This window comes from Nocardiopsis sp. iso_40 (genome assembly GCF_056173285.1).
The window spans coordinates 713,039-739,139 of the sequence record NZ_CM149666.1; the positions used below are offsets into that span (position 1 = coordinate 713,039).

Below are 26,101 nucleotides of genomic sequence, written 5' to 3' on the forward strand. Positions count from 1 at the left end.
GGAAAAAATCATGAACATGACCCATCTCCCTGCCGCTTCATGGGATCTCCTCGGATTTCTTCAAAGTGCCACCGACTATGTGCAGGGGGCAGGTGGAGCCCTTCTCGTCCTGATGGGTACTGCCGGGGTCGTCTGGGGCGGTGTTCTGCTCATCAAGAAGCTCATGGCCTCGCAGCAGGATCAGACCAGTTGGGTCAAGATCATTGCCCTGATCCTCATCGGCGGTGCCCTCATGGTCGGTGGTTTCAATCTCATTGCCAGCATCGCCGCAGGTGGTAAGACCACCATCGAGGATCTGGGTGGCGGGATGGTCCTTCTGGGACTCGAGCAACTGAGATAAGCCGCTGACGTACCAAAGCACCGAAGCAAGGCTGTGCAACGGTAGTTACCGACGAGGGTCGGCGGCGCGGGAGCCGTCGGCCCTTTGTGTGTTCCACAGACGAATCCCCGAAAGAGCGACACGGCAGGAGCACGTCACATGAGCCTGAAGGAATCCGTAACGACGTATGCGGCGAAACTGAAACTGGGACCCCACCACGCCATCGAACGGTTCGGGGTCATCACCGCCTGTTTCGCGGCCACCTTCGCCGTGCTCCTTGTCGGCACCATCGCCTCGGCCACCGTCAACAACCGGTCCAAGATGGACGAGACAGCGCTGTACACCACTTCTTTCACTACGTCCCGGACTGAACTGTCCGGCAGTGTCGAAGGGATCTACACCAATAGCGAAGGCACCCGGGCCCTGGTCCTGATGCGCTTCCGTGATGCGGATGCTGGATCGTTCTCGGCGGATGCAGCCAATTATCAGGCTTTTCTGACCGGAAGCTCCGAACGCCTCGACACCCAGGCGCTCGATACGAACATCACCGGTTCCATCGTCTCCTTCGGTTCCACCGGTTACCTCGGGGTGGTGCTCGACTCCGACGCACCGTTCACCCAACAGATCATGAGCCTGACCCTGCGTGCCAACAGCGAACTGGTCTACAAGGAAGATACGGGCCGAGAGCTGCGCGAGGACTTGCAGGACGACGGTTCCTTCGCCGAGTTCGACCAATGGCGACTGTTCATCAACCCCGGTGCCTCGGGTATCGACGAGGCGATATCCCTGGGATCCAGTCGGATCGACCCGACCTCCCTCTACTACGAACTGGTGGTGGCCGAGCAGGAGGAAGAAATCCGTGCGGAAATGGACGAGCAGCTCCTCGAGATGCGCGCGGTCCTCAGCCGGGTCAACGAATATGAGAACGAGATGAGCCGGGTCAACGTCGACGGGGTTTTCATCGTTCCACCCGAGGTCCCGGAACAGATCACGGGTGATGCTGTCACGGGCGAGCCGTCAGAGGGAGAAAACGAGGCCACGCTGGAACTGCAAACCGACTGGGTGCATCCACGCGGTTTTGACTTCGACTGGCGCCACAGCACAGTCGAAGCAGGATACCTGGACGGAATCATGCCGGGGGACGAGACCTCCTACATCACTTTCCTGGGAGAAAAGGCTCGCGCTGAGAACAGGGAGGACACCCAGTTCTCCCCGAACGAAATGGAATGGCTGCTGACCGACGGCAGTGACCTGAAGGAGTTCGGGAGGTCGAACCAGGCGATGGAACCGCTGAACGACATCATGAACAACACCACGCAGGCCTACCAGGACTATTTTCGCCTCAAAAGCTCTTATCAAGTCGATTCCTACAGCGAACTCCTGGAGCTGGAAGTAGTACTGCGCGGTGTTGATTCGGCTGGGTCGGTGAACTCGGACGAAGAGGTCCTGCTCACCTACTGACGCAGATCATCACGTGGTCAGGTCCGAAAACTCGGGCGATGCGCGAAGTGTAAAGGAGAGGGCCTCATGGCAGGAACAGGTGACGGAGCCGGAGGCACGCGGCCCTCGGTACCCGGCGCTGGAGCATCAGGAGAGGGAGTCAAGGGGCTGCCCGGTCTCGATGGCGCCGTCGGGGGCGGGGGAGCGGGCTCGGAGAAGGGCCCGGCCGGCGGCCCCGGTGATGCGGGTGGTGGAGGTTCCTCCGGCTTGGGGGCGGGGGGCACTTCCGCGGCTCCCAAGGGCGGCTCGGAAGAAAGCATGAAGGGTGTCGGCAAGGGCGCGGCCGTGGCCGCGGCCGTTCCGGCCACCGGGATCGCCGCCCAGCTCGCGATCATCAGCATGTTCCTCACCTGGCTCAAAGGCATGATGGCCGCGATGGTGGCCATGGCCGCGAATCTGATGAGCATGATCACGGCCGCGGTGATGGCGGCCGTGAACGCCGTGGTCAGCGCCGCCATGGCTGTGGGAGCGGGGATCGCCGCAGCGGTCGGCGGGGCCGTCAGTGCGACGACCGGCGCGGTCGCCGCGGTCGGAATGTCACTCCTGGCCCTCGTCGGGATCGGAGCAGGAGCGGCGTCGGCCGTCGGTCAGAACAACTCCACCGCCCAGCGCGACGCCATGCCCCCGGACTGCCGTCCGGAGGCCGAGGCGACCATTCAGGAGATCGACGACAGCACTGCGGACGACATCGACGAGGACATGGAGAAGATGGCCGAGAAGGTGTACTCGGTTCTCGCTGGCTGGGGGATGCCGGACGAGAACATCGCCGGTGTCCTCGGGAATTTTCAAAAAGAATCCAACATGGACCCGACGAAGGTCGAAATGATCGGCGGAGAAAGCTTTGGCATTGACGATACGAAGCGGGATGCCGAAGAAAAGGACTTCAAGTTCTCTGAGCTTGATACCGGCGATTACGATCACATCAGCCACGGAGTTGATGTGCTGGGGATCGGCCTGGGGCAATGGAGTAACTCTCGCAACGGGCGGCTGCGGGATTTTGCCGATGACACCGGCGGCGAGTGGTATGAATTTGAAACCCAGATGCAATTCCTGATATCTGGTGACGACGAAGTGTACGTCAATGTTGTGAACGAGTTCATTGATGATGACTCCCCTTCGATCAGTGGATCTACCCAGACTTGGCTGGAGAAATGGGAGATCGCACACGATATGGGTGCGGAGGAGATTTCCCAGCGTGAGGGGTACGCGCAACTGTGGTTCGCGAAGATGGATGAGTGGGAAGCCGATACGGACCTGGCCGATTCCCTCCTGGGGCAGGCTGACGCCACGGTGGACAAAGCCAATCAGAACCGCCGCGACGCCGTGGTGGCGGAATGCCGTACCGTCAGTGCGGGCGGGGGCGGGAGCATTTTCAGCGAGGGTGACCTGATGGAGTGCGGGACTCTGCAGGTACATTCGGTCACCTGTGGGCTGCACGAGCACCTCCATGAGGAGTTCGGCGGCTTCTACGAATATGCCGGTGGTTACCGCCAAGGGGACCCGGGAAACCATGGCACCGGCGAGGCCATCGACTACATGATGGTTCCAGCAGATGGGGATACAACAGTTCCGACCCCTGAGATGAAAAGAACAGGTGACGAGATCGCTGCGTATCTTGCCGCCAATCATGAGAAATACCAGGTCAAGGGCATTGTGTGGAATCACCGCATCTGGAGTGTTAAGCATGATGCGGATAAGACTGGCGACTGGTATGAAGTCAGCCGGTGGGCGAATGATCGTGGAGGCGATACGAAAAATCACATCGACCATGTTCATGTTTCTGCGGGCCCGTCGGATTTCGCGTGATCGTGTGAGGAATAAATAACCCCTTGGGTGGTGTCGTCGTTTTGCTTTTTCGGTGTGGAAATTCTGTTCTCTGGCGGAGCGGGGTCCCCGGTGTGATGGGAAAGGAGCGCGGCTGTGCCAGCCGAAGAACGTGATGGCCGCGACTCGGGCTCTTCGGGTGAGGGCACCTCACCGGAGGAGCACGGAGCGGCGGAGAAGAAGCCCTGGCACCAGCTGAGCCGTGAGGAGGTGATGGAGCGCCTCGAGAACTACCAGGCCAAGCAGCGGGCCAACCGCAAAAGGTTGACCGGGGACGATGTGCAGGAGATGCTGCGCGAGCGTCGCGCCCTGCGACAACAGCGTAAACAGGAACGCAGGGAACAGCGTGACAGCGGCCAACCGCCTCGACGCGATGTGGGCCGGACCATGCGGTTGAGCCTGGGCGGGGCGTTACTGGTCGGGGCGATCGGAACCGGTTCCCTGGCTGCTTCCAGCACTGACTCCAGTGAAGCCCAGGCCCAGCACAACGAGCAGGCCCTCGCTCTGCTCAAAGGTGAGATCCGTGCTTTGGAAGCCGATACAGGGGATGAGCAGGACGCCTCTGCTTCGGAGGAACAACTGGTGCAGGCGGTGGAGCGAGCCCGTGAGAAGGGTGAGCAGATCGGCCAGACGCAGAACACCTACCAGGAGCTGTTCGCCGACCTGAACGACGCGGACCTACCCGAGCCCGGTGGGAGGAACGCGGACGAAGACGGGGTCTACGCGCCGTTGGACGAACTGCGCAAGGAACTCGCCCCCCTCTTCGACGAGTCGGCGCGCATCGTCGAGAACGAGGACCTCTATTACCCGGATGCGCACACGATCTACGGCCCCACCGAGATCGACGTACTCGCCCCCTGGTACCTGCGCGTAGAAGAGGACGGATCCACCTACTCCGATCCCTCTCTGAACTCCTGGGAGCTGGTCTCGGCCGTAATCAGCGAGGAATCGGCCGACAGCGTCGACGTGGCCTGGCTCAACCGCGCCACCGACAGTGGTGAGCTGCTGTCCTGGGCCAGGGCCACCTACAACGTCCAGACCGGGATGTTCCACAGCCTCTATGTCGGAGTGACCACGATCGGTGAACGCGCCCCGGGTGGCACGGACGCGGATCCCGACACAGACACGGAGGAGGCCTGATGGGGTTCTTCCAACGCAACGCCTTCCCCTTGGCCGCGGCCGCGCTCCTCATGGTGACGGCTGGCTCCTTCGCCGTTACAAGGGGCACTCAGGAAGCAGCCCTCCTCGAGCAGGAACAGGAGCTCTCCGAGCTCCGGGCGCTTCGGGACGAGCTGGAGGGCGAGCTGGGCGAGCGGGACCGCTTGGCCGCGGACGAGGCGTTCGGTACCAACACCGCTCGGCTGGACGCTGACGAGCGGCTCATCGGTGAGGTGCTGAACACCGCGTTGACCTGGGAGAGCCATGCCGAGTACGAGAGCGCGCGTTCCTCCATGATGAACGTCTACGGTCTCCCCGAGGACTCGGAGTTCATGACCGCGTTCCTCCCCGAGGCGCCGGTGAACGTCGATCGGGAGGGAACCGAGTACGCGCTCATCGACCTGCTCGGGCTCGACTCCGCTGTGGACGGCTTCCGTACCCATGTGATGGCGGTGACAGGCACCGAGTACTCCTATCTGGTGTTGGTCGATGTGCAGACCACCTCCGACGACGGCCAGGGCAGTGCCAACAGCACGGCGACGGTACTGCTGACCACTGACGGGGACGGCGGGGTGTCCGACGTCGAGGGGTACGCCGCCACCGCTCCGGTGCGCCAGTCCGGGCCCGGCTGACCCGGTGCCGAGGGACCGGCGGTGGCAGACCAGGCGCGGACGCGTCGGAACAGACGGCCGCTCCGTGCCGGAGGCGCGCCGGAAATCACTATTGTGTTTGCTGGAATAACTTTTCTGTTTTATGAGAAAAAATACCTCATTGTCACATAAGGGAGGAGGTCAACGTGGCCGCCAAGAAACGCGGGCCCGAAGAGCCCGAGCGCCGGCCCCTGTTCTTTCTGGACACGACCGGCGACCCCGACCAGCATCCGGACGCCACCCCTCCCGCCGATCAGGGCGGGGACCCCTCACCTGAGCGTTCCGGGGCCAGACGCTTGCTGGTGCGCATCGCGTACTGGTCGGGTACCGGTCTGGGGATCCTGGGCGGGCTGGTGCTGCTGGTCGCCGCTGGTGCGATCAGCTCCTATCACCAGAGCCAGTTGGAGGAGCAGGCCCAGGACGGGTTCGAGGCGAAGCGGAACGTCACCGCCGCTCAGGTGGGACTGGAGGACCTGCCCTCCCGGGAGGAGGCCGAGCGCTGGCTCAGCCAGGCCACCACGGTGAGCGAGAGCATCGCCGCGGCGCAGAACACCTACCTGGAGCACTCCGGGCCGCTGTCCAAGGACGGTCTGCCCGAACGGACGCCTGGGAGGGGGGACACCGACGACTGTGTCTCCTACCTCGACGAAAAGCCCGTCGAGCCGCGCGAGTACACCGGCGCCGAGCTCACTGCCTGCGCCCAGGGGCTGCGGCAGGAGGCTGTCAGCGGCCTGGACCGGCATCTGACCCCGCATTTCGCCGCGCATGTGCGTGACGAGGACGGCTTCAACGCGGTGAGCCAGTGGCACGCCGAGGTACCGGCCCTGGAGGAGCTGGAGGAGGGTGTATCCGCGTCCGCCTTCACCTGGAACGCCCACGAGGCGCACGTTTTCGAGCGGGACGGGTCGATCCCCGTGGTCTGGAGACTGACCGATGACGACACCGGGCAGATGGTCGCCTGGATGCACGGAACCTATGACCCGGTGGTCAAGAAGTTCGACCACATGGTGCTGGGCACGGTCGCCCTCAGCGAAACCGACGGGGATGCCGATTCCGGCTCCGGGGCCGACGAGGACACCGGCACCGATGGTGCGGGAAACGGCTCCAGCGATACCGGTGATAGCGCCGTCGACGAGGACGCCGACGAAGACGACACCGATGCTGGGGCCGGTCCGGGGGACGAGGACAACGGCGACATCGGTGAGGACGCCGCTGATGACGAGGGAGAAGGCGACTAGGAGATGAGTCTGGCCGAGATGGAAGCCTACGAGCGCGAACGCCGGCTCCGTAAGGAGAGGGTCCGGCGCATCGTGTCCTGGTCCCCTCTGGGCGCGGCCGTCCTGCTGCTGGTCGCGGGCGGGCTGGCCGTGTGGTCCGCTTCCTCGGGGCACGAGGCTGACCGTGCGCAGGTCGCGGACCTGGTGGAGGAAGCCGAGGAGGAGGCTGAGGAGGCCGAGAGCGAGTTCCGCGCCACCTGGATCGAGACCTTGGAGCGTTCCTCGACCATAGGCGTCGGACGAGTGGAGAGCGACACCGGAAGAATGCACGAGCTGTTACTCCAGGCCGTGGAGGCAGGGAGTGACGTCTCGATCGATCCGAAGACCCCCGACGAGGAGGAAACCCTCGCTCCGGTCCAGGAGCTGGCCGACGACGGAGTCCCCGGGCTGAGCGCGGGATCGCAGGCCAGTCTGGGAGCGTTCGAGCCGGTAGTGGTCGAGGCCGAGAACACCACCTACTCTTACTTCGCCTACGTGGACGTCTTCGACGCCGACGCCGACGCCGACGCCGACACCGAGGACGGCGACGGGGAGGCCGACCAGGCCTCCGCGGTCGCGACGCTGTCGGTGGCCTGGACAACCGACTACGCGAATGCGGTCACCCGGTTCGACGTCCAGTGGACCGACGAGGCCCCCGAACGCTCCTAACGCACCCCCGCCCCACCCCGTCCCCTGCCAGGAGAACGACATATGAGCCCCGCTCCGCCGACGGACAAGAAGAAGACGAAGTCCACCGAGACCGCATCGAGCAAGCGTGTGAAGAACCGAACGCCCAGGAAGGACTCCGGGGCCGAACAGCGGGCCACCGAGACCGGACAGGACAGGAAGGGCGGTGCCAGACCGCCCCTGGGTACCCGGGTGCGCGCTCGGGTGGGCGATTCGGGTGCCCGGTCGGTGCTGCTGGCCGTCCGCGCCGGTCTGGTGTTCGGCGTCGCTCTGCTCAGCTACGTGACAGCGATGTTCGTCGCGGTGACCGTGGTGCCCAGCACCTTCCTCGTCGTGTCGACCGGAACCGGTGTCGGTCCCACGTCATCCTTCGAGATGCAGGTGGCGTACTGGCTGGCACCCGCCCTGTTCCTCATAGGCCTGGTCTTCGTCCTGGTACTGGTCGTGGTGCGCTGGCTCTGGCGTGCACAACGCCGCTTGGGCGAGCGGGCCCGGCACGCGCTGCTGGGCGAGGAAGCCGGACAGCGAACCCCGTAGGAGCACGTCATACCCGGTAGGCCCCCAGCGCCCCGCTCCTGGACCCCCAAACCTTCGGACCCCCTGAATCCTCGCCCCGAGGAAAGGAGTTTCGCGTGAAGACCGCGCCACTGAAGCTCACTGACCTGTGGCTGCACCGCCTGGCCCGTAACGACGAGGCCAGGACCCAGACCCTGCGCGCCGTGCCCTGCGACATCTCCGTGCGCATGGAGGTGGTGGCGATCCTCCACCACGGACCCGACCTGAACCACCGCCCCTACCTGCACCTGCGCGGGCAGATCGTTCGGATTGTCCCCGACGTCGCCCTGCCCTTCGGTATCACCGAGCTGCCGTTCCGCTCCGGCTCCGAACCGAACTTCGACGCCTTCTACGAGTTCGACACCGAGCAGATGCTCGAGTTGGTCCGCAAGGGTTATTTCGGCCCCCGTTTCCGGGTGCCCGAGGCCATGATCGGCATCGTGTGGGAACTCCCCGCCGTGGTCGACTTCCTCGTGGTCGAGCCGGGCGGCGTCGACCAGCCACCGGTGGTGTTCGCCGGTGTACGCGACCCGAACAGCACCGAGTTCGACGAGGAGAACAGCGGGTACACCCTCGCCGAGTACTTCCCCGACTTCTCGGCGGAGAACTCGGTGCAGGCGGCGGCCGATACCCAGCCCGTGGTGCCCACGCACTCGGAGCAGATCGAGGACCTGTTCGCCGACGAGGAGTTCGACGAGGTCCACCGGGGCCGGGCAGGGCCTTCGCAGTACGACCCCGCCTCGGCCCGGAGCGCGGCGGAGCAGATCCCGAAGAGCGTGTTCGACCAGGTGCTGGCGGAGGTGGAGGTCCAGCGCCGCACCGAGGAGAGCACCAGGCGACCCGGGGTGGACTACGTGCCCGAAAGCCCCGAGGGGTTGCTGCGGGAGCGGATCGTCCCCGGAGTGGAGGCGGCGCTGGCGGATCCGCGCCCGGAGGCTAGGCCCGACGTCCCGGAACGCGGCGCCGGCCCCGAAGGCTTCCTCGACCTGGACTAGGGCTGGGAGGGGCCGACGGAGGGCGGCCCCTCCCAGCCGCATTCCGCGATTTACCGCTTTCTTCTTTCACCTTTTGCGGCTGGCTGCGGGTCGCCCCGAACCGTTGGGGAGGCGACCTGCGACAGCATTTTTGGTCACCGCATAACAAGGCTTCCGGTTTGTCCCAGTTGTGCAACTGCATGCTAGGATCATGCTGATTTATGTGCATAAATTGAGTGGGATCGAGACGAAGTCGTAACCTTCTCGTCCACAAAAGGTGGTGTTGGTTGTTCACCCGCTCCGACGGCTCCTTCGATGACGGGCTCAACGAGCTCTATCCGAAGCTCGCCAAGTACAGCGACCCCCTCAATCCCCCGGAGCGGGAGATCGTCGGTCGCGAACGCGAGATCTCCCAGCTCATGGCTGCCATGTCCCGGCCGGAATTGTGCAACGCCCTTTTGCTGGCTCCCCCCGGGGCGGGCAAGACCGCCCTGGTCCAGGCGGCCATGTCGGCGGACGCCAAGCGGCTCTACCTGGAAATCGACCTGGCGCGGATGATCGCCGGGCTGAGCACGCCCGACGAGATGGCGGCGCTGCTCAAGGGCCTGTTCGACGAGGCGGAGCGGTTCAGTACCGAGGTCCGGGTCGAGCTGGTGCTGTTCATCGACGAGTTCCACCAGGTGGTGCAGCTCAGCGCGGCCTCCGTCGAGGCGCTCAAGCCGGTGCTGGCCGCCTCCGGTGCGCGCGGTATCCGGGTCATCGCGGCCACGACGTTCGACGAGTTCCACAAGTACGTGGCACCGAACCAGCCGCTCATGGAGCGCCTCCAGCGCATCAACGTGAACCCGCCGAACCAGAGCACCACGGTCGAGATCCTCAAGGGGATGGCCCAGCGTTACGGGGTGGGAAACCAGTTCTACGACGACCACCTCTTCGAGCTGATCTACGAGTACACCAACCGGTACATCCCGGCCTCGACCCAGCCGCGCAAGTCCATCCTGGTGCTCGATTCGATGGTGGGGTGGCACCGCCACACCGGGCGTCCGATGGACCGTGCCCTGTTGGCCGACGTCCTCATGGAGTCGACCAACGTCAACGTGGCCTTCAGCGTCGACGCGGTGAAAATCAAACAAGAGCTCGACAGCGCGGTCTTCTCCCAGGACTTCGCCACCAGTGTGGTCGCCAAAAGACTCCAGCTGTGCGTCGCGGACCTCAATGACAAGACCAAGCCGATGTCCTCCTTCCTGCTCACCGGTTCCACCGGTACGGGAAAGACCGAGCTCACCAAGCAACTGGCGAAACTGCTTTTCGGCGACGATCAGAGCCACCTCATCCGTTTCGACATGTCCGAGTTCGCGCGCGAGGACTCCCTGGACCTGTTCCGTTCGGAACTGACCAAACGGGTGTGGGACATGGGGCACGCGGTGCTGCTCTTCGACGAGATCGAGAAGGCCGCCTCCGCGATCACCCGCGTGCTGCTCCAGGTGCTCGACGACGGCAGGCTTTCGGATGACAACGGCCGACAGGTGTCGTTCCTGAACACCTACATCGTGCTCACCACCAACGCGGGCTCGGAGATCTACGAGACCATCGCCCAGTACAACGAGGACGACACCGGCTCGGGAAAGGAGCTGGTGGAGAAGATGAAGGAGATCCGCCGCTCCATCTCCACCACCCAGGGAGACAACAAGTTCCCGCCCGAACTGCTGGGCCGTATCGACGCGATCGTTCCCTTCCAGCCGCTTTCGCGTGAGACCCAGCGCAAGATCGTCAAGAACAAGCTCCGACAGATGCGCCGCGAGGTCATGGTCAAGCACGGGGTCCGGGTCGAGATCGCCGAACGGGTGCTCCAGTACCTGATCGACGACCACGCCGACACCGATTCCAACGCGGGTGGCGCGCGTGCGGCGATCGCGAAGATGACCGACGAGGTCACCATTTCCATCGCCGCCTTCATCAACGCGCACCCCAATGAGCGGGTCCTGCGGGTGGACGTGCGCGGCACGATGCGCAGTGAGGACAAGGCGCTGCGCAAGAGCGACTCCTATGTGGAGGTGACGGCGGCCCGTTAGGGAAACGGCCCGGATCCAGGAGAACTCCCCGGGCGAAAACGCCGTCGAAGAGAGCAGCGGTTCACCGGATGGTCGGCGAAACCAATTCGACAATGCGTGGTACGAACGCGAGAGGATGTGCCGATGGGATTCATGGACGGCATGCGGAAGCAGGGGGCGGACAACGGCACGTCCTCCGACAGCTCGGAGGCGGCCGCCTCGCCGAGCGGTGACGGCAAGAAGCGCCGTAAGCGGAGAAAACCCGAGGAGATGCTGGCCAGCGTGGTGCGCGAGAGCACCGTCAACGCCGCTGTCGACCTGCTCAAGCAGAACGAACCCTTCGTTCTGCCCGGCGGTAATTCCTGGGTGGCTCTGGCCCTTCCGGTGGAGAACATCGGCGGGCTGAGCAAGAAGCAGCAGAAGGACGAGGCCAAGGGCTCGCTCATCGAGCTCATCAACCACGACCTCATCCAGGCCATCACCACCCGTGTCCTCCTCGACGAAGAGGTTCTGGGCATCATCCCCACGCCCCGGACGCTGGACCGTATGGACGAGTACTCGCTGCTCACCAATGCCGTGTACCACTGGATGGTGCTGACTCCGAGCCAGGACGGCCAGGAGCTGCTGGTCAACCCCGTCAACGACAAGGCGGCCAGTTTCGCCGATGCGGTGGCCGTCTCCAACGGCAGCCAGAGCCTGGCCGAGCACCTCCCGCACGTGTGGGCCTGGACCCAGGCCATCGACGGCTTTGCTGAACCCGTGGACTCCGCGAACGCCGCTGCGACAGGTCCGTTCGCGCACACCGGCGCCGCGGGACCCAGCGCAGGCGGTAGTGGCGGCGTGGCCTCCACCGATGACCACAGCACCCCCCATGCAGGCGCTCTGCCCCCCGAGGCCGTTGAGGGCGTCGACCACGACGGACCGGAGGACGACGACTCCGCTGGTGTCGAGGAAGCGCTGATGTTCAGCGGGGAAGCCGACGAGGGCCTGGAGCCGTCGGCCTCCGAAGACCTCGGTGATGACGGACCGGGCGAGTACGACGAAGAGTACGAAGAGTACGAAGAGTACGACGAAGTAGAGCACGAAGACGGGGGCGAGGACACCGCCACCTGGGAACAGTACGTAGAACACAACCGGGATCGGGAGTTCACCGAGGAGGAGGTACGTGCGACCATCGCGCGGCGCTTCCTGTCCGGGGACCTGGACCTCGAAATCGCCCTCGACGAGTTCGAGGCCACGTTCAACACCCGGGCCCCGGCTGTCCAACTGGAGCTGGACGACCAGCCCTCGGGCAAACCGACCGACTGGCTGGGCGAACAGGTCTTCCTGCTGACCAAGCAGGCCAACGCCGAGCTTGCGAAACTCCACCGCGACCACCGCGAGGAACTGCGCAACCTCTTCGTCGAGACGATGAGCCTGCATGCCGAGTCGGTCATGCGCGCCGTGGACGAACAGCGCGAGGGCTCGGTCTACCAGAGGCTCGCGGCCGCCGCCGACAAGGAGTACAGCGAGCTCAAGGCCAAGGCGCCCGAGGACATCAGTGCTCGGCGCACCGAGATCACCCGGCGCTATGAAGAGGACGCCGACAACCGGGCCGAGGTCGCCGCGGCCCAGGCCAGACTGGTGTTCTGGGACCGGGCTCGCCCGGAGTTCGAGCGCAGGATCGCCGACGTGGCCCTCGAGATCGAGCGCCGCAACGAAGAGCGCCACACCCACCGGCGCCAACTGGTTCTGGAGATGCGCCGCAAGGACGCGCACACACGGATGCAGCTGGGCACCACACGCGCCTTCCAGCTGCTGGCAGAGCGTGAAACCGCCCACCGCGAAGCCGAGATGGACCTGCTCAGCCAGTGGAACGCCAAACTCGCACGCTACATCGACGACAACCGCAAACAGGACATCGCCCGCGCCGAGGCGCTGGCCGAACAACTGCAACTGGACACCAGCATCGAGAAGATGCAGGCCGCGCACGCTCAACGGGCGGCAGAGCTCAAGGCCGACCACGAGTCCCAGACGCGCAGGCTGAAAGCCGAACTGGACGGGCTGACAGCCGAGTTGGAACGGACCCGCGAACACGCCCAGGCGCGGATCGGTGAACGCGAAAGAGAGTGGCAGCACAAGGCCGAAACCAATAACCAGATGTACACCGCCCTGGTCGACAAGACACGCAGCATGACCGACACCATGCAGCAGGAGTACGCGAACCAGTTGATGGCACTGAACCGTGCCAACCATGCCAGCATCGAGGAGCTGAAACGCGCCAACCAGGTCCAGAGGCGCGCCAACAAGATCCTCTTCGTGCTCATGGCCGTGGTCTCCCTGGTGGCCGTCGGTGTGGGCGTCATTCTCGGCTGGTGGGTCGGATACAACACGTTCGGCACCAGCGCAATGGTTCTCCCGGTGTGGTTTGGCTAGGGCTCCCGAGAACCATGACGCTGACCAGTGACCGCACGCGGGGCACCATCTCAAGCGAAGGTGGTGCCCTGCTCGTGTTGCCGGCCACGTTTCCGCGTTAACTGACGACCCGCTGGAATGAGCGCATTCAAGCGCATGCACCAACGAAAGGCGCACCATGGCCAAGAGGAGTTCAAGCCCCAAGGCGGGCGCCTGGGACAAGCTCTCCTCGCGCAGAACCGAGGAGACGATCGCCAACCGCGACGTCTACGAATCCCAGCAGCTCGACCGTTCCAGAATCGAACGTCGACGGACCCGGACCTCGCGCACCGTCCTCGCTGTCACGGCAGGCATCCTCCTCGCCGTGCTGATGTGGACCGTGTGGTCGACGGGCCAGTACACGGTGAGCACCGTGTCCGCCTCGTTCAGCGAGCCCGCGGTCCCCGAGTTCATCGAACGCGAGAGGGTGTCGACCGCAGAGTACTGCTACCGCGTCCTGGACGAGACCGGGCAGGTCATGGCTGACCAGCCGTGCTACGGCACCGAGGACGAAGCCCTGGAGAACCCGCCCCAGTGGGTACTCGACGACGTGGCCGCCCAGCAGGCGGAGCTCGACGCCGAACGTGAAGGCCGACCCGATGCGCTCCCGGGCTGGCTCTTCCACCTGACCTGGCTCAAGCTGGCCGTCAGCCTCGGCGCGGGCCTGCTCACGTTCGGTGTGGCCTACCCGCTGCTCATGCGCAACCTCGACGCACAGAACCTGCTGCACGACACCAGGGACATCAACCAGAACCACGGCGACCAGCACATCGCCCTGCCCCAGGAGATCGTGCGCAAGTTCGACTGGTTCCCCGACGCCGGCGCGCACTCGGGCGTGCAGCCCAACTCGATGATCAGCCACGTCATGATGACGAACAAGGGCCTCAAACAGATCCCGGTCGCCCAGCGCGCGAAGGAGGACGTCCTCGACTCCGACGGCGACGTCGAATACCTCAGGGGCGAGATCCTGCGCGATGACGACGAGCAGGCGATCACCAGGAAACTGCCGTTCATCGACGAGAAGTTCGGCGAGGACCTGTTCGAGGCCTCGGGTCTACCGAAGGACAAGCGGCTCCGCAAACGGTTCGACACCACCAGGGTCCCCTACAACCCCGACGGCAAGGACCGCGACAAGCTCGGGAAGTACAGGACCGTCGCGGAGATGATCAACGACGACTGGACCTTCCCCGAATACGAGGTGCAGCGACCCGCCGGTGCCTACATCGTCGACACCGCTCCGGTCAACACCATGGTGCTGGCCATCACCCGTGCCGGCAAGGGGCAGACCTACATCGAGCCGATGATCGACATGTGGTTGCGCGAGAAGCGCCCCAACAACATGGTCATCAACGACCCCAAGGGCGAGCTGCTGGTCAAGCACTACGTGCGGGCCACCATGCGTGGCTTCCAGGTGGTGCAGTTCAACCTCATCAACGCGATGAAGACCGACATCTACAACCCGCTCGGTATGGCCGCGGAAGCCGCCCGTGAAGGCGACTCCACCAAGTGCGCGATGTACATCGAGAACATCGCCGACGTGTTCTTCCCGCTCGACGGCGGCGAGGACCCGGTGTGGCCCAACGCCGCCAACAACGCCTTCAAACGCGCCGCCTACGGCCTCATCGACTACTACCTGGAGGAAGAGCGCGAACTGCGCGACTACGCCGCCCGGGTGGACATGGACCCCAGGGTTCTGGCGACCAAGCTCGACGAGAAGTGGGGCAAGGTCACGCTGTACAACTGCTACCAGCTGTTCGTACAGCTCTCCGCCAAGAAGGTGAAGAACCCGGTCGCCCTGGTCGAGGAGAAGGCCCAGAACGGTGATTTCGGAAACCCGGACGACGGCACGTTCCGTGAGGACGAAGCCGTCGCCGCGATGACGGAGGCCGAGGGCAAGGCGTTCCTGTGGGAGGGCAAGGACGAGCTGGACATGCTCACCCTGTTCTTCAACGCCACCAACGCGCTCCCGGCCAACTCGATGCGCACCCTGGTCGGCAACGCCGACAACGCACTGCGGGCCATGGGCGCGGCGGAGAAGATGCTCGCGTCCGTGTACGGCATCGCGATCACCGCGATGAGTTTCTTCACCGACCCCACGATCTCCACGCTCACCTCGGGTACGCCCAGTCAGAACACCGATCTGGGCGGCCTGAGCTTCCCGCGGCGCATGGGGGTGCGGTTCGCCATGAACTACCTCAGGCGCGACCACCTGATCGGCGCCCAGGCCAGGTGGGACGCCTACTCCGACGCCGCGTTCACCGAGGCCCTGGGGGAGGACTTCGAGCACGAGGACATCGTCTCCCGCGAGGGATGGGCCCGCTTCTACTTCAAGGGCAAGTTCACCGGCGACGTCGCCTACGTCCGGCTCCAGCTGCTGAACCCGCAGACCGGAATGCTGATCCGCACCTTCTACTTCAGGTTCACCAAGGACTACCAGACCTCGCTCAACGGCCGGTTCTTCATCACCGACCCGGTGACCGGCAGGAAGATCGTGCGTAACGGAATCCTGCTGGAGCTGAAGAAGACCGGCAGCGGCTCGTTCGAGCCGGGTAACACCACCTACCCGCAGATGCGGCTGACCAATATCACCGGGGACATGCCGGAAAAGGAGATGGGGCAGGCCTACGCCATCACACAGACGATGGTGCGCTATTCGGAGCAGCCCAAGGCGGTCTTCCTGGTGACGCCGCCGCACCTGATGAAGTACGCCAAGCTCATCCTGATCCTGATCAAGCAGCTCGTCGACCTGAACTTCGACAAGTCGTACATGACCAAGGAGAACCAGAAGCCGCTGTACAAGACCCGGTTCATGCTCGACGAACTCGGCAACCTCCAGTCCGAGGGCCACGGCATCTCCGGGTTCGAGACGATGCTCTCCATCGGTCTGGGCCAGGACCAGCAGTTCACCCTCATCCTCCAGACCCTGCAGCAGCTGCGTGAGGTCTACGGCGAGAGCGTGGACAAGATCGTGCAGGGCAACACCTCCAACATCGTCTTCCTCAAGAGCACCGACGACTCGATGCTCGAAACGCTGGAGAAGATGTCGGGGAAGCGCCACACCACCTACATGGACTCCAAGACCGTGACCCAGGACAAGGGCCAGCTGGTCAAGGGCATGAGCGTGGAGGGCAAGGTCTCCTACACCATGTCGACCAAGGAAGAACCGGTCATCAGCTACAACGACCTGGCGTTCATCTCCGAACGCAACTCGATCGTGTTCCGGGCGGGAGACTCGCCGGTGTGGAACCGCAACGAGATGATCCTGCCGATGAGCTGGCGGCTGTTCAAGGACACGATCGTGCACCCCGGCCACGACTACACGCTCCAGACCATCCCCACGCTGTCCAGCGCACTGGACTTCGATGTGCGCAGGAACCAGCCCGACTTCGAGGCGATGCTGGCCAAGCGCATGCAGCAGGCCGAACTGGCCGTGGGGTGTCGTGAGAAGTACAGGACGGCGCACGACCTCTCCGCGGTCGACGTCGCACGGTTGGACCCCGACACCTACGCCAACGAGGTCATGGAGTTGGTGGACGCCGCCCGTGGTGAGGAGTACGCCGAAGAGCGGGGTATGGGCGGTTCCGACGATGTCGACCCCGAAGACCTTCAGGGCACCGTCGACATGGACGACCTGGACTGGGAGTACGACGAAGCCCTGCAACAACTCGTTGACATCCAGCAGACCCGGATGGACGAGTTCCGGACGAGGCGCTACGCCGACAGGCAGATCAGCCGCGACATGCTGGTCCACTTCTCCTCCGACCCGGAGCGGCCTCACGCGGGCGCTCTGGACGGCCCGTTGGACGGGCAGATCATCGAGGCGTACAAGACGGTGCGGCCCGCACTGGAACAGGACAGAGCCCATTTCTCGACGGGTGGCGACGGCTCATTGCGCAGCGCCGACGGTTCGACGGTCTACATCTCCCGCCAGGACGAGTCCGAGGCGATGCGGCGGCTCCAGCAGGCCAACGACAGCGGCGGGGAGCGGGTGTTCGCCGAGGACCCCGAGCAGCTGGCCGACCTGCACGGCTTCCGTGTCCACGGAGCGTTCTACGAGTTCCTTGCCGAGAAGGACAACTGGTCGGGCCTGGCGCGCGGTGAGTTCGACCGGGCGATGGCCGATGTGATGCGGGAAGAAGAGTAACCACGGGAAGGGGCGGAGGAAGGGTGTGCAACCGTTCTGCTGCACGCCCTTCCTTTCAGGTCGTGTCCGTGGAAGGGGAAATGGTCGCACCGTCGAATTCATCAGCCGGGGAGAAAATCATCCGTTGGTGGAAAACGTAGGATAGAGCGCGAACAGGGGCGCATACGAGGAGGAAACCATGTCCCGAAATCGAGCCAGAACACTCAGCGTGCGCCGTCTCCTCGGTGCGTGTATCGCCGTGGCAATGCTGTGGGGTCTGTTCTGGCTGTTTTTCCTGTCCGGGTTGACGGATCCGCTTCTGGAGGCGGCCCGTCCCGGCTACGACCGCCTGGTCGCGATGATCAACGAGCCGCTGGGAATCGACTGGGGAGGCCACCTCGTGGCCATCGCCGCGGTCGTCGTCCCTCACCTGGTGTTGCTGCTCTTCATTTTCGACCAGAACCCGTAGGACCACCACCGTGGCCCAGTTGGAGAACTGGTGCGTCCTGCGCGGGTTCCGCTGCCGCGGACAACGGATCGGCGGGCAAGGGCATGGGCGCGGCGACTGAGCCGCACCGGGGTGCCCCGGACCCCGGCGCGGGCCCGGGGCCGCGCCGCTACCCGACCGGCTGCGGGTCCAGGAAGTGCTCCCGGCACAGGAAGGCGTGCCGGGAGAAGTCGGAGAACACGCCGTCCACCCCGGCCTCGAAGAAGGCCTCGTACTCGGCGGCGAAGCCCCCGTAGTCGTGGGGGTCGCCGTCCGAGCGCAGCTCGGCGGGGAGGAAGTGGTTCTCGCTGCGGAACGTGTAGGGGTGCACGAGCAGGCCGGCCTCGTGGGCGTTCTCGACCAGGTCGGTGGGTTCGCCCAGGGAGCCGTCCTCCCCGGTGGGGATGACCAGGCTCTTGTGCGGGCCGATGGCGTGTGCGAACGCCGCCACCTCGGCCAGGCCGTCCGGGGTCGTGTAGTGCAGCCAGTGGTCCTCGGTGCCCATCAGGTACACCAGGGGCAGACCGGTCCCGGCGAGCTTGCGCAGGCTCTCCGCCTCGAAGGACTGGAGGAAGACCGGGACCCTCGGCTCCTCGCCGACCAGCTCCGCCTCGCGCAGTGCGGCGATCAGCTTCGGCTCCAGCTCCAGGCCCTGTTCCACGTGGTAGGCCGGGTGCTTGGTCTCGGGGTAGATCCCGATCGGGCGGCCCAGTTCCTCGGTGAGGGCCAGGGCCAGATCGATGACCTCCTGGAGGGTCGGGATCTGGTAGGTCCCGTCCATCACGGCGTTGTCCGGGCGGACCTGGGCCATGCGTTCCCGGGCGCGCAGGCTCCTGATCTCCTCGAGGGTGAAGTCCTGCGCGAAGAACCCCTCCGCCTCGCGGCCGTCGACGGTCCGGGTGGTGCGCCGGTCGGCGAACTCGGGGCGGTCGGCCACGTCCGTGGTCCCGCCGATCTCCTGCTCGTGGCGGCAGATCAGGTGGCCGTCCCTGGTGGCGACCAGGTCCATCTCGATGAAGTCGCCGCCGTGCCGGGCCCCCAGTTCGTAGGAGGCCAGGGTGTGCTCGGGCCGGTGCCCGGAGGCGCCCCGGTGCGAAATGATCTTGATGGGGAGTTCGGTCTTCTTGTTCCTGCGCACAGTGGAACCGTCCTGACAAGCGATGAGCGTGAGTGCGAAAAGGAGGCCGACCCACGTGCGGCGGGTCGGCCTCTATTCTCCAACGTCGGCGGACCGGTTCGGGACGGTCCTGCGGGAGCTCCGTCTCAGGAGAGTTTGGTCAGGACGTGGTCGATGCACTCGGTGAGCGCGTTGACGTCACTGGGCTCCACCGCGGGGAACATGGCGACCCGGAGCTGGTTGCGGCCCAGCTTGCGGTAGGGCTCGGTGTCCACGATGCCGTTGGCGCGCAGGACCTTGGCGATCTGGGCGGCGTCGACCTCGTCGGAGAAGTCGATGGTGCCGACCACCTGGGAGCGCTGGGCCGGGTCGGTGACGAACGGCGTCGCGACCGGGGAGCGGTCCGCCCAGTTGTAGAGGATGGAGGAGGACTCGTGGGTGCGGGCCACGGTCCACTTCAGGCCGCCCTGGCTGTTCATCCACTCCAGCTGTTCGGCGAGCAGCAGCAGCGTGGCCACGGCCGGGGTGTTGTAGGTCTGGTCCTTGGCGGAGTTGGCGACCGCGGTGGGCAGCGAGAAGAACTCGGGGACGTAGCGGCCGCCCGCGGCGATCTCCTCGACCCGGGCCAGCGCCCTGGGCGACATGATCGCGATCCACAGGCCGCCGTCGGCGGCGAAGCTCTTCTGCGGGGCGAAGTAGTAGACGTCGGTCTCGGAGATGTCGACCGGCAGGCCGCCCGCGCCGCTGGTGGCGTCCACGAGCACGAGCGCGTCCTCGTCGGCTCCGGCGACCCGTTCGATCGGGGCGGCCACACCGGTGGAGGTCTCGTTGTGGGTGAGGGCGTACACGTCCACCCCGGCCTCGGCGACGGCCTTGCCGTGGGTGCCCGGGTCGGTGGTGATGACCGTCGGGTCCTCCAGCCAGGGGGCCCCCTTGGCGACCTTCGCGAACTTGCTGGAGAACTCGCCGAAGGCCAGGTGCTGGGACTTGGTGCGCAGCAGGCCGTGGGCGGCGATGTCCCAGAAGGCGGTGGTACCGCCGTTGCCGAGGACCACCTCGTAGCCCTCGGGCAGCGAGAAGAGCTCGCTCACGCCGGCGCGGACCCGGCCGACCAGGGACTTGACCGGCTTCTGCCGGTGGGAGGTCCCCATGTAGTGGGGGCCGGAGGCGGCGAGGGCGTCGAGCTGGGCGGCACGGACTTTGGAGGGGCCGCTTCCGAAACGGCCGTCGGCGGGCAGCAGGTTCGCGGGAATCTGAATCTCGGTCACGTCGACCAGCGTAGTGGTGGGCCCTGCGATGCCGCCGGTCAGGGCGGCAATTGCCGCCGTGAAATCACGTGACGGCCCCAACGCGTTCTCACACTCGCCGTTCTGGCCGATATGGGTCAGCGTTAATCCCGGCACAAGGGATGAATCCCGGGTCCCTTCTGCTGTCTAATGGGGCAGCTGTCAGGGGGGTGGCGAGCACGGTACGAGTGTGGAGGGAGGTTCCGAGTGTCCGACCAGACACCCGAGGCCCGGGACGGGCAGACGGGCAGACCCGCCTTCATCCGGGTCTTCGAGGACCTGCGCCGACGCCCGCCGCGATCGGAGCACACCAGGATCCGGGGGATGGAGCGCCGTGTGGCCCGTCGGCACCCCGCCGAGAAGGGCGAACTCCAGCGCTCGGACGTCGCCGAACCCCCGCCCGTCCTGGACCTGGCGGTCGAGAGCCCCTCGGACCGCGCCGCCGTCCAGCGCATGCTGGTACGCGAGTGCGCCGTCGGTCCGGTGTGGCTGCTGCCGGAGGGGGTCCCCGAGGAAGGCGGTGGAACCGGCGGGAAGGACCCCGGCACCGCGGGCGCCCCCGGCGGTGAGGCCCGCGGCGCCCGGGGGGCACGGCCCTCCGCGGGGCGGGGCCCGCGCTGGCCCTGGTGGACCCGCAGCGCCGACACCGGTTCGCCCCCGCCGCCCCCGCCGCCCCGCCGGGGCCCGGAGGACGAGGACTCCGACGTCACCACCAGGGAGCTGTACGACCTCCTGGAGCGGCTGGTGGACGGCGGGTTCGCGTGGATGGACGACCCGCCCGAGCCGCCGCGCGGACGCAAACCCGCGCCCGCGCCCCGGTTCGCCCGGGCCCGTTCCCTGCTGTGGCTCCGCCGCTGCGACCTGAAGAGCGTCCGGGACCGGTTCTCCAGGGGTGAGGCCACCGAGGAGCACGGCTCCCTCCAGAACAGCAGCAGGGCGCAGGTGGAGGTGATCAACGAACTCCGCCAGGTCCGCCTGGACAGCGCCCGCGCACGCAGGGACGAACTCCTGGACCGTGCCCAGCGCGCCGCCGAGGAGTCGGGGGCCGTGACGGCGCCCAGCCGCTGGGAGCTGGTCCGCAGCCGCTTCGTGGTCTACTGGCGGGCACTCGCCCGCAGCGCCGCCCAGACCTCCCGCCTGGTCACCCGGGCCTCCGGCAAGGCCACCTTCGGCTTCCTCGACGAGAAGGTCCTCACCCCGCTCGCCTTCGTCGTCTCCCTGGTCGTCGCCGCGGCCCCCTTCACCTTCGCCTTCGTGGGCCTGGCCGCGAAGCAGGTCAACGAACTCGTCTCGGTCCTGGTCGGTGCGGGGCTGGTCGCCGTCTACCTGCTCACCGTGTTCTTCTTCTTCCTCCCCTGGCGGCCCTACCTCTGGCTGCACCGCCACCGCTACGTCATGGACCAGAACGGCCGGAGCGGCTCCGACCAGGACACGGAGGAGGGCGCGACGGGCCGTCACCGCGCGCACGGGGTCCACCTCCTCAACCAGCTCAACAACCCCGCCCGCGACCGCGCGCGCATCGACGGCGACACGCGGCCGCCCGGCACCCACCGGATCGCGGTCAACGCCCTTCTGGACGACCTGCACCAGGCCTACGGCGCGAACCGGCGGCGGCTGCGCCACCGGCGCAGGTCCAGACCGGTGCTCGTGTACGACCAGCAGCGCCTGGGCCGGGTCGGCCGCTACCTGGTCTGGCTGATCGAGGAGGAGCGCCTGCGCAGGGCCTTCCCCGACCCCCTGCTGCTGGTACAGGTACGCGACGCCGGGACCGAACCGCTGGTCGGCGGCGCCGTGGACGCCACCCGCCACGAGTCCCTTCCCGAGTTCACCGGGACGGGGAGGGGGACCGGGGCGGTGCGGGCGTGGGCCCGCCGGCGGTACCTGGCCGGGGTGCTCGGCACCGAACGCCTCGTCTCGCAATCCGTCGCGCCGTTGCCGCAGGGGCCCAGGGAACGGTCTTGGCGCAGCACCCCCGAGTGGGTGCTGAGCGGCCCGGTCCTCGCCGGGGCGTGGACCGCCGGTGTCGCGGGGGCGTCCGCGGTCGCGGTCCTGTTCGGGGTGGTGTTCGTACCAGCCCAGGTGCAGGCGCTGCGCCCCTGTGTCCAGGACGGGGTCAGCCAGCCCGACGGCATCACGCGTGTGGGCAGGCAGTGCGTCGGCGTCACCTTCGGCGACTTCGTGTTCCACGACCGGCTGGAGGAGGTCACCGAGCTCATCCACGAACAGAACGAGGCGGTGAGCGCCAGCGGGGACCCCTACGTCACCATCGCCCACATCGCCGAACTGAGCGTCGCCGACCCCGCCGACCCTACCCTCGCGGGGGGTCAGGGCGAACTCCTGGGGCTCGCGTACCAGCAGCGCGAGCACAACCGGATCAAGGACGCCAGGTACCCCCGGATCAAACTCCTCATCGGCAACGCGGGACGGGACTGGGAGCACTCCCTGGTGACCGCTCAGGAGATCGTGGACCGTGCCGAGGACGAGGACCTGGGCATGGACCGCCCGATCGCCGCCGTCGGGTTCGGCCACAGCGTCGTCCCCAACAGCCGCGCCATCCAGAAGGTGGGCGAGGCCTCGATCGCCATGGTGGGGACCACCGCCACCTTCGACGACGTCGCCCGGTACGGCGCGCGGGAGCACAGCGAGTTCTACTTCCCGATCGCACCGGCCAACACGCGTGTCGCTGAGCAGGCCGCCCACTGGGCCAGACAGGGGGTGCCCTGGAGCGGGTCCGACGGGGTGGAGCGCGGGCTCGAACCGCACCGGACCGCCGTGGCCATCGCCAGCGCCCAGACCGACGACGAGGGCGGCAAGCACGAACAGTACGGTCCGCACCTGGCGAGGGAGTTCATCGCGGCCTTCCGGGAGGGCGGCGGCAGCGTGTGGGAGGGCGCGGAGGGGCTCGACGACGACGAGTACGACGGCGAGGGCGTCCTGCTCTACCAGACCGGCGACCCGGAGACCGACACCACCTACGCGGAGCAGCTGGAACGCCTGTGCACCGACGACGACCCACCGGACCTGCTCTACTACGCGGGCCGCTCCGACGACTTCACCGGCTTCTACCGCAGGTTCATCCGGACCGGCGGCCAGGACTGCGTCGACGGGCACATGACGATCCTCGGCGGTGACGACATCTCCAAGTTCGTCTCCGACGAGGAGGGGCTCATCGGAAGCAACGCCGACCACCACTCGGTGTTCTACACGCCGTTGGCGCCCAGCGGTCCCTGGGGCGGCCAGGAACGCGGCCCGGGGAACGACGCGGGCGGCAGCGACCAGGGGTTCTACGAGGACGTCGACACCCTGGTGAGCGACCTGTACGAGAAGGAGGACGAGGACGGGGAGGTGGTCCTGGCGCCCAAGGCGGACCTGCCGTCGATCGCGCACGCCGCCGTGGCGAGCGACGCCCTCCTCGTGGTCTCCGAGGCGCTTGCGGTCACCGGTCTGACCCGGGAGGAGCTGGCGGCGAAGAGCCCGCTGCGGTGGATCGGGCTGGACCGGCACCCGTACCTGCGGACCCGGGAACAGTACGAGGAGCAGCGCGACCTGCTGCACGGCGCGATCAAGGACACCGGCAACCTCACCGGGGTCTCCGGTTACATCGAGTTCGACTCCGACAACGACGGCAACTGGTTCGACGGCCGGATGGTGCAGCTGGTGCTGGTCGGTCCGGCGGTGCGCAACCCCGAGACCGGTGAGCGGCAGCGCCAGCACGTCGTCCAGCGGTGCGGGATGCGCAACGCCGACACCGCCGAACCGGGCGCCCAGTGTCTGCCCGTGGTCCCCGCAGGCGCGCGACGACCGGCGTGAGAGTATGCGTCGTGTGGATCACCAGAACCCTGCCGAACTGCGGAAACCGTACATGGGTGAGCCTCTGCGCCGTTCCGGCCTCGCCGACCTGCCGATGAAACAGTTCCACCTGTGGTTCGACGAGGCCTGCGAATCGGGTCTCGCCGAACCCAACGCGATGGTGCTGTCCTCGGTGGAACCCTCCGGGATGCCGCGCTCGCGCACGGTGCTGATGAAGGGCTACGACGGTTCGGGGCTGCGCTTCTTCACCAACTACACCTCGCGCAAGGCCCGGGCGCTGGACGCCGATCCCCGTGCGTGCGTGGTCTTCCCCTGGCACGCGATCCGCCGCCAGGTCCTGTTCGCGGGCCGGGTGGAACGGCTCGGCGACGAGGAGAACGACCTCTACTTCGCCTCCCGCCCGCGCGGTTCCCAACTGGGGGCCTGGGCGAGCGAACGCCAGTCCCGACCGGTCGCGGACCGGGCCGAACTGGACCGTCTCTTCCACGAGTTCGACTCGGTGTGGGCCGCGGACGAACCCATCCCCAGGCCCGCCTACTGGGGCGGCTTCCGGCTCTTCCCCTCGGAGGTGGAGTTCTGGCAGGGCGGGCAGGACCGCATGCACGACCGCTTCCGCTACCTGCTGGTCGAGGACGGCGGCTGGGAGATCGAGCGCCTGGCGCCCTGAGGCGCGGGTCCGGGTGAGCACAGCCGACCGGTCAGGTGCGCGGGGACCGCCGGCCGGGGTGATGTTGGTCGCGTCGCGGGCGGGTCCGGGAGATGATGGGGCCTGCGGGGGAGATCCGCAAGGGTCTTTTGGATAATTCACGTTTCAACCAGATACCCTGCACGCCTGTGACCTCGGACCCTTGCCCGGCCGGGGTCGCCCGGGCCGAGTGTGTCCGCATCGTGAGACGGTGTCGAAAACCAGGCCCGTCGCACCGCGATATGCTTGGCGTATCGGTGGTCGCTCCCGCGGTCCTGCGGACGCCCCGGTCCCCACTCGGCCCCAGGGAATCACGTGGTCCCGGCCTGTGTTGTGAGAGACCTGCCGTGCCCGCCGTGACCGCGCGCCGGGCGCAGAGCCTTGGGAGGGGAGTCTTGACCGCACACGGGCTGATCGACACCACGGAGATGTACCTCCGTACGGTCTTCGAGCTCGAAGAGGAGGGCATCGTCCCGCTTCGGGCCCGCATCGCCGAACGCCTGCACCAGAGCGGCCCCACGGTGAGCCAGACCGTCGCCCGGATGGAGCGTGACGGCCTGCTGCGGGTCGAGAACGACCGACACCTGGTGATGACCGCCGAGGGCCGCAGGCTGGCCACCCACGTCATGCGCAAGCACCGGCTCGCCGAGCGCCTGCTCGTCGACGTCATCGGGCTCCCCTGGGAGGACGTCCACATCGAGGCCTGCCGTTGGGAGCACGTCATCTCGGAGGCCGTGGAGGAGCGTCTGGTCACGCTGCTCAACGCCCCGTCGGTGTGCCCGCACGGCAACCCGATCCCCGGTCTGGAGGAGCTCGGCCTGGAGGGCTACGCACCCGAGCCGTTCACCGACGACTCCATCGTGCCGATGATCGACGCGGCCTCGAAGACGGAGAGCACCGTCACCGTGCGCCGCATCAGTGAACAACTCCAGCCGGACGCCGACATCATGCTCACCTTGCGCAAATCCGGGGTACAACCGGGGCAGGAAGTCGTACTGCGAGCTTCGGACGACGGAGTGCGCGTCATCGGCGAAGGCGAGGACACCGAGATCCCCGCCGACGTCGCGGGGCACATCTTCGTCGCCAAGCCGTGAAACGTCCGTACACGTTGATTGGTTGCTCATCGGGATTGTCTCATTGCGCTGCGGGAACATTGGCGGTGTTGCTACGCTCGCCCCAAGGTGCG

General features: G+C 66.4%; 18 protein-coding genes. 16 read left to right on the top strand and 2 right to left on the bottom strand.

Going from position 1 to position 26,101, the window contains the following annotated elements; all coding sequences use genetic code 11:
- Positions 1-10 precede the first annotated feature (10 nt).
- The 13 genes from AC0VYD_RS03090 to AC0VYD_RS03150 all read left to right on the top strand — a co-directional run bounded on the left by AC0VYD_RS03090 (position 11) and on the right by AC0VYD_RS03150 (position 17,999).
- Positions 11-340 carry a hypothetical protein gene (locus tag AC0VYD_RS03090; RefSeq protein ID WP_475478495.1) on the top strand — a complete coding sequence of 110 codons (330 nt, stop codon included), beginning with the start codon at positions 11-13 and terminating at the stop codon, positions 338-340.
- Positions 341-478: 138 nt separating this feature from the next.
- Positions 479-1,780, top strand: a complete 1,302-nt coding sequence (locus AC0VYD_RS03095; protein ID WP_475478496.1) for a hypothetical protein — start codon at positions 479-481, stop codon at positions 1,778-1,780.
- Between the two features lie 297 nt (positions 1,781-2,077).
- Positions 2,078-3,625 (top strand): phage tail tip lysozyme, encoded by a 1,548-nt coding sequence (locus AC0VYD_RS03100; protein ID WP_475478497.1) that lies wholly within the window; start codon positions 2,078-2,080, stop codon positions 3,623-3,625.
- 114 nt (positions 3,626-3,739) lie between these two features.
- Positions 3,740-4,783 carry a hypothetical protein gene (locus tag AC0VYD_RS03105; protein WP_475478498.1) on the top strand — a complete coding sequence of 348 codons (1,044 nt, stop codon included), beginning with the start codon at positions 3,740-3,742 and terminating at the stop codon, positions 4,781-4,783.
- Positions 4,783-5,433 carry a hypothetical protein gene (locus tag AC0VYD_RS03110; protein WP_475478499.1) on the top strand — a complete coding sequence of 217 codons (651 nt, stop codon included), beginning with the start codon at positions 4,783-4,785 and terminating at the stop codon, positions 5,431-5,433. Before AC0VYD_RS03105 ends, AC0VYD_RS03110 begins: the two co-directional genes overlap by 1 nt.
- Positions 5,434-5,597: 164 nt before the next feature.
- The gene (locus tag AC0VYD_RS03115; RefSeq protein ID WP_475478500.1) at positions 5,598-6,689 is read left to right on the top strand and encodes a hypothetical protein; all 1,092 of its coding nucleotides are present in this window, start codon (positions 5,598-5,600) and stop codon (positions 6,687-6,689) included.
- A gap of 3 nt (positions 6,690-6,692) precedes the next feature.
- On the top strand, positions 6,693-7,376 hold the full coding sequence (locus AC0VYD_RS03120) for a hypothetical protein (RefSeq protein ID WP_475478501.1): 684 nt from the start codon (positions 6,693-6,695) through the stop codon (positions 7,374-7,376).
- Positions 7,377-7,418: 42 nt separating this feature from the next.
- Entirely contained in the window at positions 7,419-7,931 is a 513-nt protein-coding gene (locus tag AC0VYD_RS03125; protein ID WP_475478502.1) for a hypothetical protein, read from the top strand.
- Between the two features lie 95 nt (positions 7,932-8,026).
- Positions 8,027-8,944, top strand: a complete 918-nt coding sequence (locus tag AC0VYD_RS03130) for an AAA family ATPase (protein ID WP_475478503.1) — start codon at positions 8,027-8,029, stop codon at positions 8,942-8,944.
- A gap of 266 nt (positions 8,945-9,210) precedes the next feature.
- Entirely contained in the window at positions 9,211-10,995 is a 1,785-nt protein-coding gene (locus tag AC0VYD_RS03135; protein WP_475478504.1) for an AAA family ATPase, read from the top strand.
- Positions 10,996-11,118: 123 nt separating this feature from the next.
- Positions 11,119-13,389 carry a hypothetical protein gene (locus AC0VYD_RS03140; RefSeq protein ID WP_475478505.1) on the top strand — a complete coding sequence of 757 codons (2,271 nt, stop codon included), beginning with the start codon at positions 11,119-11,121 and terminating at the stop codon, positions 13,387-13,389.
- Between the two features lie 157 nt (positions 13,390-13,546).
- A complete protein-coding gene (locus tag AC0VYD_RS03145) occupies positions 13,547-17,551 on the top strand; it encodes a type IV secretory system conjugative DNA transfer family protein (protein WP_475478506.1) in 4,005 nt (1,334 codons plus the stop codon).
- Positions 17,552-17,729: 178 nt separating this feature from the next.
- Positions 17,730-17,999: a hypothetical protein gene (locus tag AC0VYD_RS03150; protein ID WP_475478507.1), complete on the top strand. Its 270-nt coding sequence runs from the start codon at positions 17,730-17,732 to the stop codon at positions 17,997-17,999.
- Between the two features lie 148 nt (positions 18,000-18,147).
- Here the strand turns inward: AC0VYD_RS03150 and AC0VYD_RS03155 are convergent, their stop codons facing one another.
- Positions 18,148-19,155 (bottom strand): glycerophosphodiester phosphodiesterase family protein, encoded by a 1,008-nt coding sequence (locus tag AC0VYD_RS03155; RefSeq protein WP_475478508.1) that lies wholly within the window; start codon positions 19,153-19,155, stop codon positions 18,148-18,150.
- Positions 19,156-19,280: 125 nt separating this feature from the next.
- A complete protein-coding gene (gene serC / locus AC0VYD_RS03160) occupies positions 19,281-20,402 on the bottom strand; it encodes a phosphoserine transaminase (RefSeq protein ID WP_475478509.1) in 1,122 nt (373 codons plus the stop codon).
- Between the two features lie 225 nt (positions 20,403-20,627).
- Here serC and AC0VYD_RS03165 point away from each other — a divergent pair, with 225 nt between their 5' ends.
- The 3 genes from AC0VYD_RS03165 to AC0VYD_RS03175 all read left to right on the top strand — a co-directional run bounded on the left by AC0VYD_RS03165 (position 20,628) and on the right by AC0VYD_RS03175 (position 26,009).
- Positions 20,628-24,230: an ABC transporter substrate-binding protein gene (locus AC0VYD_RS03165; protein WP_475478510.1), complete on the top strand. Its 3,603-nt coding sequence runs from the start codon at positions 20,628-20,630 to the stop codon at positions 24,228-24,230.
- A 13-nt stretch (positions 24,231-24,243) separates the two neighbouring features.
- Positions 24,244-24,897, top strand: a complete 654-nt coding sequence (pdxH, locus tag AC0VYD_RS03170) for a pyridoxamine 5'-phosphate oxidase (RefSeq protein WP_475478511.1) — start codon at positions 24,244-24,246, stop codon at positions 24,895-24,897.
- Between the two features lie 413 nt (positions 24,898-25,310).
- Positions 25,311-26,009 (top strand): iron-dependent transcriptional repressor DtxR, encoded by a 699-nt coding sequence (locus AC0VYD_RS03175; RefSeq protein WP_473036786.1) that lies wholly within the window; start codon positions 25,311-25,313, stop codon positions 26,007-26,009.
- Positions 26,010-26,101 lie beyond the last annotated feature (92 nt).

What these genes read in the sequence shown, in the direction of transcription:
- AC0VYD_RS03090 (WP_475478495.1), top strand. Translation starts at nt 11, where the DNA reads ATGAACATGACCCATCTCCCTGCCGCTTCATGGGATCTCCTCGGATTT.
- AC0VYD_RS03095 (WP_475478496.1), top strand. Translation starts at nt 479, where the DNA reads ATGAGCCTGAAGGAATCCGTAACGACGTATGCGGCGAAACTGAAACTG.
- AC0VYD_RS03100 (WP_475478497.1), top strand. Translation starts at nt 2,078, where the DNA reads ATGAAGGGTGTCGGCAAGGGCGCGGCCGTGGCCGCGGCCGTTCCGGCC.
- AC0VYD_RS03110 (WP_475478499.1), top strand. Translation starts at nt 4,783, where the DNA reads ATGGGGTTCTTCCAACGCAACGCCTTCCCCTTGGCCGCGGCCGCGCTC.
- AC0VYD_RS03120 (WP_475478501.1), top strand. Translation starts at nt 6,693, where the DNA reads ATGAGTCTGGCCGAGATGGAAGCCTACGAGCGCGAACGCCGGCTCCGT.
- AC0VYD_RS03125 (WP_475478502.1), top strand. Translation starts at nt 7,419, where the DNA reads ATGAGCCCCGCTCCGCCGACGGACAAGAAGAAGACGAAGTCCACCGAG.
- AC0VYD_RS03140 (WP_475478505.1), top strand. Translation starts at nt 11,119, where the DNA reads ATGGGATTCATGGACGGCATGCGGAAGCAGGGGGCGGACAACGGCACG.
- AC0VYD_RS03145 (WP_475478506.1), top strand. Translation starts at nt 13,547, where the DNA reads ATGGCCAAGAGGAGTTCAAGCCCCAAGGCGGGCGCCTGGGACAAGCTC.
- AC0VYD_RS03150 (WP_475478507.1), top strand. Translation starts at nt 17,730, where the DNA reads ATGTCCCGAAATCGAGCCAGAACACTCAGCGTGCGCCGTCTCCTCGGT.